At 73.9% G+C, this 16,455-nt stretch carries 21 protein-coding genes; 10 read left to right on the top strand and 11 right to left on the bottom strand.

Going from position 1 to position 16,455, the window contains the following annotated elements; genetic code table 11:
- Nucleotides 1-40 precede the first annotated feature (40 nt).
- Both ACZ4XJ_RS13180 and ACZ4XJ_RS13175 read right to left on the bottom strand, forming a co-directional pair.
- Nucleotides 41-1,261 carry an RNA polymerase sigma factor gene (locus ACZ4XJ_RS13180; protein WP_468496217.1) on the bottom strand — a complete coding sequence of 407 codons (1,221 nt, stop codon included), beginning with the start codon at nt 1,259-1,261 and terminating at the stop codon, nt 41-43.
- 88 nt (nt 1,262-1,349) lie between these two features.
- Nucleotides 1,350-1,706 (bottom strand): YciI family protein, encoded by a 357-nt coding sequence (locus tag ACZ4XJ_RS13175; RefSeq protein WP_468496216.1) that lies wholly within the window; start codon nt 1,704-1,706, stop codon nt 1,350-1,352.
- A gap of 212 nt (nt 1,707-1,918) precedes the next feature.
- On the opposite strand from ACZ4XJ_RS13175, the gene ACZ4XJ_RS13170 reads away from it, so the two are divergent.
- Nucleotides 1,919-2,296, top strand: coding sequence for a DoxX family protein (locus tag ACZ4XJ_RS13170; RefSeq protein ID WP_362877833.1), 378 nt, complete (start codon nt 1,919-1,921; stop codon nt 2,294-2,296).
- Nucleotides 2,297-2,459: 163 nt separating this feature from the next.
- Here the strand turns inward: ACZ4XJ_RS13170 and ACZ4XJ_RS13165 are convergent, their stop codons facing one another.
- Both ACZ4XJ_RS13165 and ACZ4XJ_RS13160 read right to left on the bottom strand, forming a co-directional pair.
- Nucleotides 2,460-3,104, bottom strand: a complete 645-nt coding sequence (locus tag ACZ4XJ_RS13165; protein WP_468496215.1) for a DUF7691 family protein — start codon at nt 3,102-3,104, stop codon at nt 2,460-2,462.
- 95 nt (nt 3,105-3,199) lie between these two features.
- A complete protein-coding gene (locus ACZ4XJ_RS13160; protein ID WP_362877835.1) occupies nt 3,200-3,469 on the bottom strand; it encodes a hypothetical protein in 270 nt (89 codons plus the stop codon).
- A 104-nt stretch (nt 3,470-3,573) separates the two neighbouring features.
- Here ACZ4XJ_RS13160 and ACZ4XJ_RS13155 point away from each other — a divergent pair, with 104 nt between their 5' ends.
- From ACZ4XJ_RS13155 to ACZ4XJ_RS13135, 5 genes are all read left to right on the top strand, one after another.
- Nucleotides 3,574-3,912 carry a thioredoxin family protein gene (locus ACZ4XJ_RS13155; protein WP_362877836.1) on the top strand — a complete coding sequence of 113 codons (339 nt, stop codon included), beginning with the start codon at nt 3,574-3,576 and terminating at the stop codon, nt 3,910-3,912.
- Nucleotides 3,913-4,084: 172 nt separating this feature from the next.
- Nucleotides 4,085-5,344, top strand: a complete 1,260-nt coding sequence (locus ACZ4XJ_RS13150; RefSeq protein WP_468496214.1) for a cytochrome P450 — start codon at nt 4,085-4,087, stop codon at nt 5,342-5,344.
- A 5-nt stretch (nt 5,345-5,349) separates the two neighbouring features.
- Nucleotides 5,350-5,553: a ferredoxin gene (locus ACZ4XJ_RS13145; protein WP_468496280.1), complete on the top strand. Its 204-nt coding sequence runs from the start codon at nt 5,350-5,352 to the stop codon at nt 5,551-5,553.
- A gap of 117 nt (nt 5,554-5,670) precedes the next feature.
- On the top strand, nt 5,671-6,024 hold the full coding sequence (locus tag ACZ4XJ_RS13140) for a DUF1304 domain-containing protein (RefSeq protein ID WP_468496213.1): 354 nt from the start codon (nt 5,671-5,673) through the stop codon (nt 6,022-6,024).
- On the top strand, nt 6,021-6,632 hold the full coding sequence (locus ACZ4XJ_RS13135; RefSeq protein ID WP_468496212.1) for a TetR/AcrR family transcriptional regulator: 612 nt from the start codon (nt 6,021-6,023) through the stop codon (nt 6,630-6,632). Before ACZ4XJ_RS13140 ends, ACZ4XJ_RS13135 begins: the two co-directional genes overlap by 4 nt.
- A gap of 96 nt (nt 6,633-6,728) precedes the next feature.
- On the opposite strand, the gene ACZ4XJ_RS13130 is transcribed toward ACZ4XJ_RS13135, so the two are convergent.
- Together ACZ4XJ_RS13130 and ACZ4XJ_RS13125 are read right to left on the bottom strand one after the other, a co-directional pair.
- Nucleotides 6,729-6,932, bottom strand: a complete 204-nt coding sequence (locus tag ACZ4XJ_RS13130) for a cold-shock protein (RefSeq protein ID WP_362879098.1) — start codon at nt 6,930-6,932, stop codon at nt 6,729-6,731.
- Between the two features lie 134 nt (nt 6,933-7,066).
- Nucleotides 7,067-7,432: an HGxxPAAW family protein gene (locus tag ACZ4XJ_RS13125; RefSeq protein WP_468496211.1), complete on the bottom strand. Its 366-nt coding sequence runs from the start codon at nt 7,430-7,432 to the stop codon at nt 7,067-7,069.
- 90 nt (nt 7,433-7,522) lie between these two features.
- Between ACZ4XJ_RS13125 and ACZ4XJ_RS13120 the strand changes: the two genes are divergently transcribed.
- The gene (locus ACZ4XJ_RS13120; protein ID WP_362879094.1) at nt 7,523-8,020 is read left to right on the top strand and encodes a helix-turn-helix domain-containing protein; all 498 of its coding nucleotides are present in this window, start codon (nt 7,523-7,525) and stop codon (nt 8,018-8,020) included.
- 164 nt (nt 8,021-8,184) lie between these two features.
- Nucleotides 8,185-9,684, top strand: coding sequence for a DEAD/DEAH box helicase (locus ACZ4XJ_RS13115; RefSeq protein ID WP_468496210.1), 1,500 nt, complete (start codon nt 8,185-8,187; stop codon nt 9,682-9,684).
- Nucleotides 9,685-9,735: 51 nt separating this feature from the next.
- Here ACZ4XJ_RS13115 and ACZ4XJ_RS13110 read toward each other — a convergent pair whose 3' ends face one another.
- From ACZ4XJ_RS13110 to ACZ4XJ_RS13095, 4 genes are all read right to left on the bottom strand, one after another.
- Complete coding sequence (locus ACZ4XJ_RS13110) at nt 9,736-10,677, bottom strand: class I SAM-dependent methyltransferase (protein WP_362879092.1); 942 nt, start codon at nt 10,675-10,677, stop codon at nt 9,736-9,738.
- A 236-nt stretch (nt 10,678-10,913) separates the two neighbouring features.
- Entirely contained in the window at nt 10,914-11,486 is a 573-nt protein-coding gene (locus tag ACZ4XJ_RS13105; protein WP_468496209.1) for a hypothetical protein, read from the bottom strand.
- Nucleotides 11,487-11,559: 73 nt separating this feature from the next.
- Nucleotides 11,560-12,090: an SRPBCC domain-containing protein gene (locus ACZ4XJ_RS13100; RefSeq protein WP_468496208.1), complete on the bottom strand. Its 531-nt coding sequence runs from the start codon at nt 12,088-12,090 to the stop codon at nt 11,560-11,562.
- A 61-nt stretch (nt 12,091-12,151) separates the two neighbouring features.
- Complete coding sequence (locus ACZ4XJ_RS13095) at nt 12,152-13,159, bottom strand: NUDIX domain-containing protein (RefSeq protein ID WP_468496207.1); 1,008 nt, start codon at nt 13,157-13,159, stop codon at nt 12,152-12,154.
- A gap of 221 nt (nt 13,160-13,380) precedes the next feature.
- Between ACZ4XJ_RS13095 and ACZ4XJ_RS13090 the strand changes: the two genes are divergently transcribed.
- Nucleotides 13,381-15,132 carry a VanW family protein gene (locus ACZ4XJ_RS13090; protein WP_468496206.1) on the top strand — a complete coding sequence of 584 codons (1,752 nt, stop codon included), beginning with the start codon at nt 13,381-13,383 and terminating at the stop codon, nt 15,130-15,132.
- 120 nt (nt 15,133-15,252) lie between these two features.
- Nucleotides 15,253-15,810 carry a hypothetical protein gene (locus ACZ4XJ_RS13085; protein ID WP_468496205.1) on the top strand — a complete coding sequence of 186 codons (558 nt, stop codon included), beginning with the start codon at nt 15,253-15,255 and terminating at the stop codon, nt 15,808-15,810.
- 144 nt (nt 15,811-15,954) lie between these two features.
- Here ACZ4XJ_RS13085 and ACZ4XJ_RS13080 read toward each other — a convergent pair whose 3' ends face one another.
- Nucleotides 15,955-16,377: a hypothetical protein gene (locus tag ACZ4XJ_RS13080; RefSeq protein ID WP_468496204.1), complete on the bottom strand. Its 423-nt coding sequence runs from the start codon at nt 16,375-16,377 to the stop codon at nt 15,955-15,957.
- Nucleotides 16,378-16,455 lie beyond the last annotated feature (78 nt).

Genomic DNA, 16,455 nt, shown 5'->3' with positions numbered 1-16,455 from the left:
GGGCGTCGGCGCGGCGCACCGGTTCACCGCGGCGCCCCGTTCACAGGGCGTCGGCGCGGCGCCGCAGCAGGTCCCGTTCGCGTGCGTTGCGCGTCAGGGACGCCGCCCTCAGGAACTCGGCGCGGGCTTCGGGTCCGCGTCCGAGCCGCTCCAGCAGGTCGCCCCGTACGCTCGGCAGCAGGTGGTACGAGCGCAGCGCGGGTTCCTCGGTGAGGGCGTCGACGAGGGGCAGGGCGGCTCCGGGGCCCTCGGCCATGGAGACGGCGACGGCCCGGTTCAGCTCGATCACCGGTGACGGGATCAGCTGGACGAGGCGTCCGTAGAGCGCGGCGATGGCCGTCCAGTCGGTGTCCTCGTACCGGACGGCGGCCGCGTGGCAGCCGGCGATGGCGGCCTGGAGGGAGTACGGGCCGCTGCCCGCCCGGTGCAGGGCGTCCACGCCGCGCCGGATCAGGAGCCGGTTCCAGCGGGCCCGGTTCTGGTCGGCGAGCAGGACCGGTTCGCCGTCGGGGTCGGTCCGGGTGGCGATGCGGGAGGCCTGGAACTCCAGCAGGGCGCAGAGCCCGTGCACCTCGGGTTCGCCCGGCATCAGCCCGGTGAGCACCCGGGCCAGGCGCAGGGCGTCCTCGCACAGGGCGGGGCGGACGAGGTCGTCCCCGGCGGTGGCCGAGTAGCCCTCGTTGAAGATGAGGTAGATGACCTCCAGTACCGAGGCGAGGCGTTGCTCGCGGTCGGCGCCGTACGGGACTTCGAAGGGCACGGCGGCCTTGGCGAGGGTCCGTTTGGCGCGCACGATGCGCTGGGCGACGGTCGGTTCGGCGGACAGGTGGGCGCGGGCGATCTCCTGCGTGGTCAGGCCGCCGACGAGGCGCAGGGTGAGCGCGATGCGGGCGTCCGTCGCGAGGACCGGGTGGCAGGCGGTGAAGACGAGCCGCAGCAGGTCGTCGTCGATGTCCTGTGGGTCGACGGGTTCCTCCGGGGCCGGCACGTCCTCCAGGGCGCGGCCGACCTCGGCGAGCTTGCGGGCGTAGGTCTCCTTGCGGCGGACGAGGTCGATCGCGCGGTGTTTCGCGGTGGCCATGAGCCAGGCCCCGGGCCGGTCGGGGATGCCGTCGACCGGCCACTGTTCGAGTGCCGTGACCAGGGCGTCCTGCGCGAGTTCCTCGGCGATGCCGACGTCACGCACGATGCGCGCGACACCCGCGATGATCCGCGCCGACTCGATCCTGAACACCGCTTCGACCGCTCGGGTCGTACTCACTGCCGTCACGGCCACCCATCAGAGCAGCCGTGACGAGGCAGGGCAAACGCGGCGCGGGGCCGCAGGGATCACCTCACGTCGACGGGGATCACATCTCGTCGATCTGGCGGACCTCGGCGCTCACGTTCCAGTGCGCGGGGTGGATCTCCAGGAAGCGCCGGGTCCACTCGACGGCCTCTTCCTTGTCCTTGCACTGGCTGAGGGAGTAGCCGCCGACGACCTCCTTGGTCTCGGTGAAGGGGCCGTCGGTGTAGCTGATCTTCCCGTCGGCCCAGCTGACCCGGGTGCCCTCGGAGGTGGGCAGCAGGCCGGCGGTGTCGAGCATGACGCCCGCCTTGGTGATCTCCTCCAGCAGGGCGCCCATGCGCTCCTGGAAGTCGGCGGGGAACTCCTCCGGCGGCAGGGCCTGCTCGTTGATGCGGATCATCGTCAGGAAGCGCGGCATGGTGACTCCTCGGTCGCGGGAGCGGGGACTTTCCCCGCCTCTCACCTGTGCGTCGAACGGGAGGCGCCCGGATCGACAGCTCCGGAGGAAATTCTTCGGAGAATTCTCCGGAGCGGCCACCCGACGCGCTGCGGCCCGCCCCCCGGGACCGTGCCCAACGGGCCTACCGGCGAGTAGGATCACGGCCCCTGGCCACTCCGAGAGGACTCCCGATGCCCCGCACCCCCTCCTCACCGATGCTGCTCGCCGGTCTCCTGGCCGGGTCCGCGGTGTTGCACGCGGTCGCGCCGAAGCCGTTCGACGCGATGGTCCCCGCGTCACTGCCCGGTACCCCGCGAGGGTGGACGTACGCGAGTGGCGCGGCGGAGCTGGCGCTCGCCGTGGGCGTCGCGCACCCCCGGACCCGCCGGGTGGCGGCGATGGCCGCGGCGGCGTTCTTCGTGGGCGTGCTCCCCGCGAACGTGAAGATGGCCGTCGACGCCCGCCGGGGCTCCCCCGCCCACCTCGCCGCGGCGATCGGGCGGTTGCCGCTCCAGGTCCCGCTGGTGCTGTGGGCGCGCAAGGTCAGCCGTACGGCGACGGCCGGCTGACCCGCTCCCGCCCGTCCTCCTCCGGGGTCGGCCCCGCACCGCATCCGATCGGGCGGGGACGGCGGAAGAACGGTGCGGAGCCCCCGGTCGCTCGTCGGCGGACCGGGGGCTCCTGCGCGCCCGGAGCGCGGGGCGACCTGGCGTCAGGTACGCCCGTGGCGGATCAGGAACACCAGAAGAACAGGGTGTCGTGGACGCGGTCGCCCCCCTCGCCCCCCTCGCCCCCCTCGGCCGCCCCGGCCGCCTCCCATTCCTCGGCTTCGAAGCGCATCGCCTTGATGAAGTACTCGGCGGTCTCGCGGACTTCCGGCTCCACCACGTCGAGCACGGCCTCGTGGGCCGCGACGAACGCGGCGGCGTCCGCGGTCGGGAAGGTGCCCATCCACGGGGTGCTGTCCCCGGGGTGGGGCAGGCGCACCGGTGGTCCGGACATGAAGATCTCCGAGATGCCCAGGTGGGACGGGACACCGGCTGCCGAGAACGCCTCGTCGACCGTCGCGAACCACGACTGTCTCGCCCAGTACCCGAGGTCGTGGGTGTCCGAGAAGTGCGCGGCGATCAGCTCGTGCAGGGCGTAGGTCCACTGCGGCCCCATCTGCCCGCTCACCTCTCCGTCGAGGAGTTCCTCCAGCGCCGCCGCCACGGAGACGTCGAGTTCCACGCCCTGGCTCCGCAGCCGCCCGTCCTCGCGCGCGCATTCCTCGCGGATGCGGCCGAGGCGACGCTCCTGCTCGGGCGTGCGCTCGACGGCGGTGAGCAGCCTCATCGCGTTGCGCATGTCGCCGGTACTCATCACCAGGTGACCCACGGGTACTTCCTTCCCCACATGACGGATCTCCATGATCTCCGAGAGCCGTCCCCCGACCGAATCCTCCCCGCGACGCCCGTAGGGCCCGCCGGTCGCTACGGGCTGTCCCCCGTCCAGTCCCAGCGCCCGGGGTCGCCCCTGCGGCGGCGGTAGTGGGTACGACCGCCCGCCCCGTAGCGCCCTATCTCGGTGTGCAGTCGGGCCTCCTCGGCGAGCTGCGGAGCGCTCCAGCCGGTGACGTCGAGGAGGAGACCGTCGAGGGGGCCGCCCACGAGTTCGCCGTAGGCGTGACCGGGGCGCGGGCCCGGATCGGGATCGTCGTGGTCGGCGCCGTAGACCCGGCGCCGCAGCATCCTGTCGTCCATGGGGCCCAGCTTCACAGGCCCCACTGACAACGGGGTCCGGGCCCGGGACGGCCGGGACCGCCTACGCTGTCGATCACCGCACCGCGAACTGAGGAGCACCACCCATGGCCCGTCGGGTACACCGGCCGCTGGAGGACCAGGAATTCGACTTCATCGTCGGCATGACACCGGGCCCGGTCCTCGCCTACTTCACCGGCACCTGGCCCAAGGTCGTCGAGGCCTGCCGGACGATGGACGTACTCGTCGCGGAGTTGGCCGAGGAGTACGGAACGAGGCTGACGGCCGTCCGCACCGACATCACCCGCTGCCCCGGGCCCGTCCGCCGCTTCGGCGTGACCGGCGCCCCGACCGTCGTGCTCGTCGAGTCGGGCGAGGCGGTGGCCTCCCACGCGGGGCCGCTGGACCGCGAGGGGTTCCGCGCCTTCCTGGACGCCCACCTGTAGGACTCCGAGGTCGCTTCGGCGCGGCCCGCGCGCCCGCCGGGGTGGTTGCGGGCGTGGGTCCCTGCGGGTGAACCCGGGCAGTGTGGCCGAAAGTGGCATAGGTGGGATAGGTGCCTCAGGCATGTAATGGAGTCCGTCGCGACGGAACCATCGCTTGCGAGGTGTTGTTCTCATGTCCGAAGCCCTCTCCGAAGCCACGTCAGAAGCCACGCCCGGAGCCACGCCCGGAACCGGCCCCGAAGCCGGCCCCGAGGCCCTCGCCTTCCCCCAGGACCGGACCTGCCCCTATCACCCGCCCACCGCCTACGCGCCGCTGCGCGGGGCACGGCCGCTGTCCCGGGTGACCCTGTTCGACGGACGCTCCGTGTGGGTGGTCACCGGCCACGCCGAGGCCCGCGCCCTGCTCTCCGACGGACGGCTGTCCACCGACCGCACCAACGCCGCCTTCCCCACCCCCACCCCGCGGTTCAAGGGCCTGCAGAACCGCCGCACCGCCCTCCTCGGGGTCGACGACCCCGAGCACAACGCGCAGCGCCGGATGCTGATCCCCAGCTTCAGCCTGAAGCGGACCGCGGCCCTGCGCCCCCGCATCCAGGAGACCGTGGACCGGCTGATCGACGCGATGGTGGCCAGGGGGCCGGAGGCCGAACTCGTCTCCGCCTTCGCCCTGCCGGTGCCGTCCACGGTCATCTGCGCCCTGCTGGGGGTGCCGTACGAGGACCACGAGTTCTTCGAGGGACAGTCGCGGCGGCTGCTGCGCGGCCCCGGACCGGCCGACGTCGAGGACGCCCGCGAGCAGCTCGACGCGTATCTGGAGGCGTTGATCCGGCGCAAGCGCGCCGATCCCGGCGACGGCCTGCTGGACGAGCTGATCGCGACCCGCCTGGAAACCGGCGGGACCGATGTCGAGGAACTGGTCGCCCTGGCGGTGATCCTGCTGGTCGCGGGGCACGAGACGACGGCGAACATGATCTCGCTCGGCACCTTCACCCTGTTGCGGCACCCGGAACAGCTGGCCGAGCTGCGCGCCGACCCGTCCCTGATGTCGGAGGCGGTGGAGGAGCTGATGCGGTTCCTGTCGATCGCCGACGGCATGCTGCGGGTGGCGACCGAGGAGATCGAAGTGGGCGGCGTGACGATCCGCCCGGACGACGGGGTCGTCTTCGCCACCTCCGTCATCAACCGGGACGGGTCGGTGTTCGAGGAGCCCGACGCCCTCGACTGGAACCGCCCCACCCGGCACCACCTGGCGTTCGGCTTCGGCATCCACCAGTGCCTCGGGCAGAACCTGGCCCGCGCCGAGATGGAGATCGCCCTCGGGACCCTGTTCGAGCGGCTGCCCGGGCTGCGGCTGGCGGCCGATCCGGACCGGATCCCGTTCAAGCCCGGGGACACCATCCAGGGCATGGTCGAACTGCCCGTGGCCTGGTGAGCGGCGTGCGGATCTCCGTCGACCACGACGTCTGCATCGGCGCCGGGCAGTGCGCGCTGACCGCACCGGAGGTGTTCACCCAGAACGACGACGGCTTCGGGGAGGTGCTGGCCGGCCGCGAGGACGGGCACGGCAGCCCGCTCGTCCGCGAGGCCGCGCGGGCCTGCCCGGTCGCGGCGATCTTCGTCCTCCCGGTGCGGGAGGGATAGGGGGCCGGGCCCAGGGCGGGCGGACGCGCCGACACTGCCTCGATTTCCTGTACAGTTGTCCAGGAAATCGAGGCCGTCGGGGACGCCGGGGGCCGCCGGGACGGAGTGGAGGTGGCCGTGCACACGGTCGCTCAGGTTCTCATCGGCGTCGTCGCCGCACTGCACGCGTACTTCCTGGTCCTGGAGATGTTCCTGTGGCAGCGGCCGCCGGGCCGCGCGCTGTCCGGGTTCGACGCGGACACCGCCCACCTGACCGCCCCGCTCGCGGCCAACCAGGGGCTCTACAACGGCTTCCTCGCCGCCGGCCTGGTCTGGAGCCTGGTCATCGACTCCCTGGCCACGCAGGTCTTCTTCCTGATCTGCGTGATCGTCGCGGGGCTGTACGGCGCCGCCACCGCCAACCGTCGAATCCTCCTCGCCCAGGCCCTGCCCGGCGCGCTCGCCCTGGGCGCCGCGCTCCTCGCCGCGTGACCCCGCCGGACCCGCGCCCCGAACGGGGCCGCGCCGAGGACCCCCGGACCGCGCGGACCAAGGCGCGGCTGCGCGAGAGCCTGCTCGCCGAGTGCGCGGCCGGCCGCGAGCCGACCGAGGTGAGCGTCTCCGCGGTGGTGCGCCGGGCCGGCGTCGGTCGCGCCACCTTCTACCTGCACTACGAGGACCTGCCCGCGCTCGCGGTGGACGCCTGCGCCGAGGTGGCACACGCGGCGGTCGACGCCCTGCACGCCTGGCAGACCGGCCCGGGCTCGCTCGCCCCGCTCCGCCCGCCGGCCGCGCTGGCGGAGTACCTCGCCGAGGTCGCCGATCGCGCGGCCCTGTACCGGAGCCTGCTCCTGCCGGGCGGCGGCGGCCCGCTCGGCGAGCGCCTGCACCGGGAGCTACGGGCCCGCGCGCGGGCCGAGCGGTCGGCCGTCGGCGCCCCGCACGCGGACCTCGTCGCCTCGGCGGTGGCGGCGGCCTTCACCGGCGTCCTCGCGGACTGGCTGCACGGGCTGGTTCCGGACACCGGACCGCCCGTACTCGCCGACCGGGTCTGGGCCCTGCTGCTGGCCCTGCACCGGGCCCTGCCCCCGACCGGTTGATCCCGCCGGACACCGGCGGGGGCTCCCGCACGTGCGGGAGCCCCCGCCGGTGTCCGGCGGGGGCTCCTCGTCACGGGCTGGGCTCGCGAAGCGGTGTTACAGCGCCACCACTTGCTCGGCCTGGGGCCCCTTGGGGCCCTGCGTGACGTCGTACTCGACCTTCGCGCCCTCGGCCAGCTCCTTGAAGCCGGTCGTCTGGATCGCGGAGAAGTGCACGAACACGTCGGGGCCGCCGTCGTCCTGTTGGATGAAACCGAACCCCTTCTCCGAGTTGAACCACTTCACGGTGCCAGTTGCCATGGGTACTGATCCTTCTCAACGTTCCACGCGGGCCGCACGTGCAGCCGTCTCGATAGTGCCCACCCGCCGCTCGCGGCACACGCCGAACGCGGCCAACCGTGGCACTTCGAACACATGACCGCATCGCGCGGGGCTCACATCGCGCCGTCCCCGACGGGCAGCTGCGCTGCCGGTCGGGGGACGCGCGCGACGGCGGCCCGGCGGGGACCCCCGACCCGACAGCCCAGGCAGTGCGCGTGCCCGGCGCGGGCCGTGGTGTCCCGGGTGCGCCAATCCCACTCGGCGCGCGACCTGGGGCCGCTCGGCTTGCCCCAGCCGGCGAGGTGGAGCAGCCAGGTGACGATCCCCGCCACCGGGATCAGGCCGAGGCCGAGCCGGATGCCGGGCGTCCAGGCCGCGCAAAGGGCCACGCCCGCTCCCGCGCAGCCCAGCAGGGCCAAGGTCGTTCCGGTCCAGCCGGCCACGGTGTGGCCGAGGTCGACATCGCCGTGCGCGCTCATGATTCTCCCTGGGGGTACGGGCGCCAGTACGCTCGGAGCAGGATCTTTTATCTCACGAGCTAAGTAACTTAGATACTAAGGAGTATGTGGGTGCACGGCAAGTCCCGCCCCCCGGCGACGGCCGGCGAGGCCATCGCGCGCATGGACCAGTACGTGGCCCTCGGCCTCATAGGCCAGCAGGAAGTGGCCCAGTTGCTCGGCCTGAACGTCACCGACCTCACCTGCCTGGGCCACGTACTGGGCGCCGGGGACGCCCCGCTCTCCGCCGGTGACCTCGCCGAACTGACCCACCTGACGACCGGCGCCGTCACCGGGGTGATCAACCGGTTGGAACGCGCCGGGTACGCGCACCGCCGGCCGGACCCCACCGACCGGCGCCGGGTACGGGTGGTGGCCGACCCGGCGGCGGCAGTGCGGGTCGTCGCGGTGTACGAGCCGTTCTACGCCCGGCTCGGGGCGTTGTTCGCCGACTACTCCCCTGCCGAGGTCGCCGTCATCGCCGACTGGTTCGGGCGGGCCACGGCCGAGATGCAGGCCCACCTGACCCGCGTACGGGCCGGGGAGATCGGCCCCCCGCCCGCGGAGTGACCGGCTGGTAAAATGGCCGGGAAACTTGAGGCGCGGGGTGTTTCCACCCGATGCGGACGCGTACGACGAGCCGGGACCCGTACCGAAGGGGTACGGACCCCGGCTCGTCGCCGTTCCCCGTCCCGTTCGACCGCCGCGCTCGCTCACCTCACGGAAGGTTCTGCATGAAGAACCCGTCAGCTCACGGGCGTTTCGGCATCAAGGCCGGAGCGAAGGCCGGCTCCAAGCCCGGAGCCAAGGGCGGCGGCAAGACTCCCCGCACCCTCGGCCCCCAGGGCGAGTTCACCATGCCCCGGACCGTCACCCCGGCGCTGCCCCCGGTGACCTCGTTCGAGGAGCTCGACCTGCCCGCCGAGCTGCTGAGCACCCTGGCCGAGCAGCAGGTGCGCGAGCCGTTCCCGATCCAGGCCGCGACCCTGCCGAACTCCCTCACGGGCCGCGACATCCTCGGCCGCGGCCGTACCGGCTCGGGTAAGACCCTGGCCTTCGGCCTGTCCCTGCTGGCCCGCACCGCGGGGCAGCAGGCCGACCCGAAGCGGCCGCTGGCCCTGATCCTCGTACCGACGCGCGAGCTGGCGCAGCAGGTCACCGAGGCACTGTCCCCCTACGCGCAGGCCCTGAAGCTGCGCATGGCCACCGTCGTCGGCGGGCTGTCGATCGGCCGCCAGACCGGCGCGCTGCGCACCGGCGCGGAGGTCGTCGTGGCCACCCCCGGGCGGCTGAGCGACCTGGTCGGGCGGCGGGACGTGCACCTGGAACGCGTGAAGATCACGGTGCTGGACGAGGCGGACCAGATGTGCGACCTGGGCTTCATGCCGCAGGTCACCGAAATCCTGGACCAGTGCCACCACGCCGGGCAGCGGATGCTGTTCTCGGCCACCTTGGACCGCAACGTCGACCAGTTGGTGCGGCGGTACCTGAAGGACCCCGTCTCGCACTCCGTGGACCCGCAGTCGGCGTCCGTCGGCACGATGGACCACCACGTGCTGCACATCCACGCCGCCGACAAGATCTCGGCGGCGACCGAGATCGCGGCGCGCGAGGGCCGGGTGCTGATGTTCCTCGACACCAAGCACGGCGTCGACCAGTTCGTGAAGCACCTGCGGGCCATGGGCGTCCGGGCGGAGGGGCTGCACAGCGGCAAGTCCCAGCCGCAGCGCACCCGCACCCTCGGGCAGTTCAAGGACAGCTTGATCACCGTCCTGGTCGCGACGAACGTCGCCGCCCGGGGCATCCACATCGACGACCTGGACCTGGTGGTCAACGTGGACCCGCCGGCCGACAGCAAGGACTACCTGCACCGGGGCGGCCGGACCGCCCGCGCGGGCGAGTCCGGCAAGGTCGTCACCCTGGTCACGCCCAACCAGCGGCGGGACATCGTCCGGCTGATGGCCGACGCCAAGATTCGGCCGACGATCACCCAGGTGCGCTCCGGTGAGGCCGCGCTGAGCCGGATCACCGGCGCGAAGGCGCCGTCCGGGGTTCCGCTCTCGGGGGCCGCGCCGACCGACGCGAAGGGTCGGCCGAGCGGCTCCGACCTGGGGTTCCGCGGGATCGGCACCCGCCCGGGCCGCCCCGGCAAGGGCAAGGAGTCCCGCAGGACCATCGAGGCGCGACAGGCCGCCGAGGCCCGCCGCGCGGCCCGGGTCCGCAAGGGACTGTGACGCGCGGGCGCCGGACCCGCGGGGCGGGACCGGCGTCGTACCGCGCCGCCGTCAGGCCCGGCGGCGCCGTCGGGCGACGATGGCGCGGGTGACGATCGGCGGCAGCAGGTCCTTGACCAGCTTGCGCCGGCGGGCGCCCGGTCGCGGCGCGGGCCGGGCGACCGGCGGCGCGGCGACGACGACGGGTTCCACCGGCTCGGGCTCCTTCAACGGCTTCGGCTCGGGGGGCGCCGTCGCGGTGTCGCCGCCGATCCGCACCAGCGGCTCGCCGTGCACGATGTCGACGCCGTGCCACAGGTCGGTGCGGCCCTCCAGCCAGGACAGCATGGCCTTCCGGTGGGGCTCGGGGTCGCCCCAGGTCGCGTACAGCTTCAGGGCCGACACGGCTATCACCCGCAGCTCGCCGGTGGCGACCGCGGCCCAGACGGCGGCGGCGACGCCCGGGCAGTGCTCGGAACGGTAGTCGTCGAAGACGACCACGGCACCCTCGCCGGCGACCAGCCGCGAGGAGTCGATGTCCTGGACGACGTGCTCGTGCAGGTGCGAGGCGTCGATGTGGACGAAGCGGCAACTCCCGGGCCGTACGCGGTCGGAGACCACGGAGGTCGGCGCCTGGATGACCGTGGGCAGCGCCTCGTGGAAGGCCAGGTAGTTCGTCTCGAACCCGCGCCGGGTGAGCGTCGGGTAGGAGTCACGCGTCTCGGCGAGGTTGAAGTCGTCGGGCGCGGGGGAATCGAAGAGGTCGCAGACGGTGAACTCCTCACCGTCGCGCAGGTATCCGCCCAGGAAGATGGCGCTCTTACCCATGAAGGCGCCCAGTTCGAGGATGTCGCCCGGGGTTTCGGCGTCCTCGTTCTGACGGGTGAGGAACCAGTCGAACAGGACCTGGTCATGGGCCGAGAACCAGCCCTTGACCTCTCCGAACGTTCGGGGGACGGGCGGTGCAGGCTCGCCGTCGGGGGTGGTGACGGGGGCCTGTGAAACGTGCGACACGGAGAGTCATCCTCCAGTGGAGTGGCATCGGTTCAACGCTGATACCTGGCCAGGTATGGAGGACCATAAGCCCTCGTACTGGCGTCTGACGAGACTTCGCGGCAGGCACTGCCTCCACTTCGCCGGCGGCGCCGCGCCGCGCACACTGTTCGCAGGCCTCAGAAGCCGCCCCCGCAGCCGCCGCAACCCGCGCAGCCGGCTCCGAGGGACGGGGGGGTCCGCGACGTTGTCCGCGGCTACCTCACGCGGGGGTCGGTCGGCAGGGCCAGGCGGCGCAGGCGCTGAGCGGCGACGTTGCGTGCGCGACCGGTCCGTGCGGAGGTCGCGAGGACGGCCAGCGCCTCGTACGGGGCCGGTGAGAGGGCGGCGGCGTGCTGGCACCAGTCGGAGGCGGCGACCAGGTCGTCGGCCGACCACGGGCCACCGGCCTCCATCGCCTTCAGCAGGGTCCACTCCCGCAGTCGGCGGGCCGGGAAGGGCCGGCCGGCGACGGCGGGTCGCAGGGCGCCCGCCCAGTCGGCGAACGTGGCGTCGGCGGGGAGCCGCACGGCCCGCCGGTCCAGGTGGGTGACGACGGCGCTGTCGGCCATGACGGGGTCGGGGTCGCTCAGCACGGCGGCCACCGCGTCGGGCTCGGCCCGGGTGCCCGAGGCGGCGGCGAGGCGGTCGAGGTGCCCGGCGTAGCCCGAGCGGCCGGGCGCGGGCCGCGGCGGGACGGGCGGCGCGGCGCCGGCCCGGAGCGGTCGCCCGGCCTGGTCCGCCGGGTCGCCGCCCTGCTCCCGGATCGTCTCGTGCTCGCGTGTCCCCATACGGCCATTCCACACGACCGGGGTGAACGGATCGCGCGCAGGGTCCCCGGGGGCCGCCCGGCACCCCGGCGGTTCACCCGCCGCGGGCCTCGTGGCCGCCGGAGCCCTGTTCCTCGTCGTGACCGGTCTCCGGCAGCGGGGCGCCCGTCTCCAGCAGGGTCTTGAGGCTGGACGCGAGCAGCGGCCAGGCCCGACCGCACATGCCGATCAGGGTGCCGCCCGGCAGGAACCCCTCGTGGTGGACCGTGAGACGGGCGAGGGTGTCGCCGACCGGTTCGATCTCGTACGTCACCCGGGTGCGCGGCTGCTCCGCCAGTTCGGCGCGCAGTTCCTCCTCGATGCCCACGGTGGCGGCCCACTGCGGGGTGAAGGTGTGCCAGGTGTAGGAGAGCCGGCGGTCCGGTACGCAGTCCAGGACCACCTGTTCGGGGTCACTGGTGCGCGCCCCGCGCTCGACCCAGGTCATGGGTGAGCCCACCGCCCAGTCCGTCTCGAAGCTCAGGCCCCAGTAGCGGCGGGTGAGGGCGGGCTCGGTGAGGGCCTGCCAGACCCGGGCGGGGTCGGCCTGGATGTACAGGGTGTAGTTGATGTCACTGTCGGTCATGGGCCCATGCTGCGGGACCGGTCGCCCGCGCCGGCGGATTGGTCGGGTCACGGCGGCGCCGTCACCAGCGGACGCCGCGCTCGGGGAGTTCCGTCGGCGGGGTGCGGGGCGGGGCGGGCAGGGCGAGCCGGGCGCGGGCCGCGTGGACGGCCGCGAGTTCGTGGTGGCCCGCGGGGCCCCAGTCGTTGAGCTCCCGTACCTGTTCCGGGGTGGCCAGCAGGCGCGCGTACGCCGCGTCGGCTGTCGGGCTCACCGCGGTGAGCCGGGCCGCGGTGCGGGTGAGGGCGCCCCGGTCGGTGTGGCGGTAGCCCAGGGTGAGGGGAGCGACGGCGGGTTCGGCGGTGGGTGACGGCAGGTGTACGGCGCCGGTGGCGCGGGCGACGAGGAGCAGGACGCGGCCGTCGGGGGCGAAGAGCCACCCGGAGCGTTCCCGCACCGGCAGGTGCGCCGGGACGGGGGCGGGGATCCAGGCCCCGTGCTGCGGGGTGCGGCGGGTGCGCAGGACGCCGAGCCGGTCGAGGGCGGTGGGGGTCGTGGGGCGTCCCGCCTCCAGGAGGGCCGGTCCGCCGCCGCCGATCCGGGCGCGCAGGGCGGACAGGGCGCGGCGGGCGTCGACCGGCTCCATCAGGGCGGTCAGGTCGGCGGGCTCGGCGAAGTCGATGCCGGTGACCTCCTGGGCGGGGAGCCGGACGGACCGGATCCGCTCCGGGGTCCAGGTACCGCCGTCGTAGACGTGGAGGATCTCGCCGGGGAAGCCCATCTCGGGCGGGAAGCCGGGGGTGTCCGCCGGGATCCAGTCCACGGCGAGGCCGTGCGGGTAGTGGCCGTCGACTCCGAGTTCCTCGCGCACCTCGCGGGCGGCCGCGGCGGCGGGTGACTCCCCCGCGTCCACGGCGCCGCCCGGCAGCAGCCGGTCGGGGCGGTAGTCGACGCTCTGGACGAGGACCCGGCCGTCGGGGTCGGTGACGAGGACGACCGCCGCGGTCCAGAGCGTGGCGCGCGAGGCGCCGTACTCCTGCGGGGTCATCCGGGTGCCCGCCCGTCCGGGATCGTCGGTCAGCTGCGGCATCGGAACTCCGTTCACCGTGGGTGGGCCCGCCGGGTTGTGCAACAGCGGGTGCGGCCTGCGGGTTACGGCGCACACCGGGCGGACCACCCGGATCGGCTTTACCCTCGCTATACCTCCTTATGACCTGGTTATGTCGATCTTGATACCGTCCGCGGTGCGGGCTGGCGGTGTGAAAACCGCCGGTCCGACCACGTACCCGGACCGAAGGAGACAGCACCGCCATGCGACGCGCACCCCGTACGGAGACCGGCGCGGCCACCGGAAAGCGGTGGACCGCGCCGATGGTCGTCGGGGTCGCGGGAGGCGCCGCGGTGCTCGCCTTCGGCGGGTTGTACGCGGCCGGGCTGCTCCTCGCCGGGGAAGAGGTCGCGCCGGGCACGAAGGTGCGTGGCGTCGACATCGGCGGGATGTCCCGCGCCGAGGCCCGTCAAGCCCTGGCCCGGAACCTCGGGCCGTCGGCGACGGCCCCGCTGGGGTTGCGGGTCGGCGAGCGCACCGAGCAGGCGGCGCCGGCGAGCCTCGGCCTGTCGCTGGACACCGCCGGGACCGTCGACCGCGCCGCGCGCGCCGGCTCCGACCCGTTCACGGTGATCGGTCGGCTCTTCGCCTCCGGTGACCCGGACGTGCGGCCGGTGGTCCGCTTCGACGAGAGGGCGGCCCGCGCCGCGCTCGACGGCATCGGCGAGAAGACCGGCCAGGGGGCTCGCGAGGGCGCGGTGACCTTCGAGAAGGGCAAGGCGAAGGCCACGGCACCGGCCGCCGGGATCGCCCTCGACGTGGACCGCTCGCTCGACGCGCTGCGGGCCGCGTATCCGCGCGCCGCGGGCTCGGCGGCCGACGTGGAGCTGCCCGTGCGGCGCACGGAGCCGCGCGTCGGGCAGCAGGAGACGGACCGGGCCCTGAAGGAGTTCGGCGAGCCCGCCATGTCGGCGCCGGTCACCCTCACCGTGGCCGGCAAGCGCGTACCCGTCGCCCCGGCGGCGCTGGGCAAGCACCTGTCGATGAAGGACGACGGCACGGGCCGGCTGGCGCCGGTCCTGGACGAGAAGGCCCTGCTGGCCGATCCCGCCGTCGGCGGTCCGCTGCGCCAGGCCTCCCCCGGGCCGGTCGAGGCGAAGCTGCGGGTCGACGCCGCCGGGCAGGTCACCGTCGCCGAGGACGGCCGGCCGGGCCGGCAGGTCACCGCCGGGACCCTGGGCAAGGCCGTGCTGCCGCTGCTGACGCGCAGCGGGGCGGCGGCCCGTACGGGCGAGATCGCCACCGAGGAGGTCCAGCCCCGGCTGACCCGGGAGAGCGTGGCGCGGCTCGGGCTCAAGGAGCAGGTGTCCTCGTTCACGGTGCCGTTCGAGCGGGCCGCGTACCGGACGACGAACATAGGCAGGGCCGCCGAGCTGATCAACGGCTCGGTGGTCATGCCCGACGAGACGTGGAGCTTCAACCAGCGGGTCGGCGAACGCACGAAGGAGAACGGCTTCGTCGACGGCATCATGATCAACAATGGCGTGTACGAGAAGGCCGCGGGCGGCGGCGTCTCCGCCGTCGCGACGACCGTCTTCAACGCGATGTTCTTCGCGGGCGTCAAACCCGTGGAGCACGGGGCGCACTCCTTCTACATCGAGCGCTACCCGGAGGGCCGTGAGGCCACGGTGGCCTGGGGCAGCCTGGACCTGAGGTTCGCCAACGACTCGGGCAAGGCCCTGTACATCCAGGCCGAAGCCACCGACTCCTCCGTCACCATCACCTTCTTCGGGACGAAGAAGTACGACGAGGTGAAGGCGGAGAAGGGGCCGCGCACGAACGTCAAGCCGCCGGCGACCCGCACCGGTACGGGCCCCAAGTGCGAGCCCCAGTCCCCGCTGGAGGGCTTCGACGTGGCCGTGGACCGGATATTCGTGAAGGGCGGGCAAGAGGTCAAGCGCGAGACGCTGAAGACCCGTTACACACCCCGTGACACCGTCACGTGCGGTACCTGAGTCCTTCGGGTCGGGGGGCGCTCGCGCCGCTTGAGCCGAGGGTGCGTCGTCCGTTCTGGATCTCACCCATCAGTGTGACGGGAAAGGTCCCGGCGTGTGCCGGTGCGGCAGGCTGGGCGGATGCAGCCGCGCCGAGTCCCGCCCCTGTCCCCGATCGCACCCCTGCCCCTGTTGCGGGCCCGGCCCCGGTCCCTGATGCCGCTGCTCCTCGGGGTGGTGCTGCCGGCCGCGTTGATGCTGGCGACGGGATGCGTGACCGTACGGCCGCCCGCTCCGAGCGGGGTGCCGGGGACTGCCGCGTCCAGCCCGGCGGTGCGGCAACCAGCTCCCGTCGGTTGGCCGTTGGGGCCGCTGCCCGAGGTCGGGGCGACGCCGACGCCGGCTCCCGACGGGGCGGCGGGGACGGCGGCCCCCGCCGGGCGCGCCGTCCCCGCCGCCGCACCGGAGCGGCCCGCACCGCGCCGAGCCGTGGACCGTCCGCCGCGCCGGGCCGCCCCCGAACGGCCGGTCCGACCCCCGAAGGCCGTACGCCGGGCGCCCGCTCCCGCCCCGAAGGCGCGTCAGCGCCAACTGCCGCCCCGCCAGGGGCCGGTCCCGCAGCGCACGTTCGCCATGGCTCCGCTGTGCGCGGCGGCCCGCGGCCGGGTGGACCCGAGCATCGTCGCCCTGTGCCGCTAGTGCTGTGGCCGGAAAGGTTTGCCGGTGGACCTTTCCGGTCACAGCACTAGACCACCCGGGCCGGCCGGCGGGTGGGCCACGCGGTGCGGACTCCGCGCCGGTCGAGGCCTCCGCTTCCCCCGCCCGCGGCGCGGAACGCGCTGATCACCGTCGGCGGTGGATGGGCTGCTGCTGGAGTACCTCCGGCCGGCCCGACGGGCGGTGGCCGGACCGGACTTCGCCGGTCAGGTGCGCCACGACCCCGCGCGGCGCCGGGCATCCCTGGCCGCGGCCCCGCCCCGTGGCGCGGTGGTCCGGAGCCGCCGGTCCGCTGCTCGCGGCGGCCGCCGCGGAGCTGCCGGAGGGGGCGTACGCGGCGGATCTGCGGGCGACTCCGATCCCGAGCGAGGTGCGCTTCCCCCCGGGCGCCGGAGCGGGGGTACGGGGCCCGTCCCGACCCGGCTGCTGTTCCCGGCGGGCGGCCGACTGGCGGTGGCCGTCCCGGTGGTCCTCCCGGTCGCTGTCCCGGTCGCCGTCCCGGTCGCCGCCCCGGGTGCGAGTCGCGAGGGAGTCGACCCCCGTAGGCACCCCGGGGGCGGTTATTCGGGTGGATTCACCCGATCCGGATACCTAGAGTGACCGCAGGACGTCGTCGAGCAGGAGCCC

Source organism: Streptomyces sp. NPDC029836, from assembly GCF_055574495.1.
The sequence above is the reverse complement of the archived record's forward strand: the minus strand, read 5'-3'. Positions and strand labels throughout refer to the sequence as shown.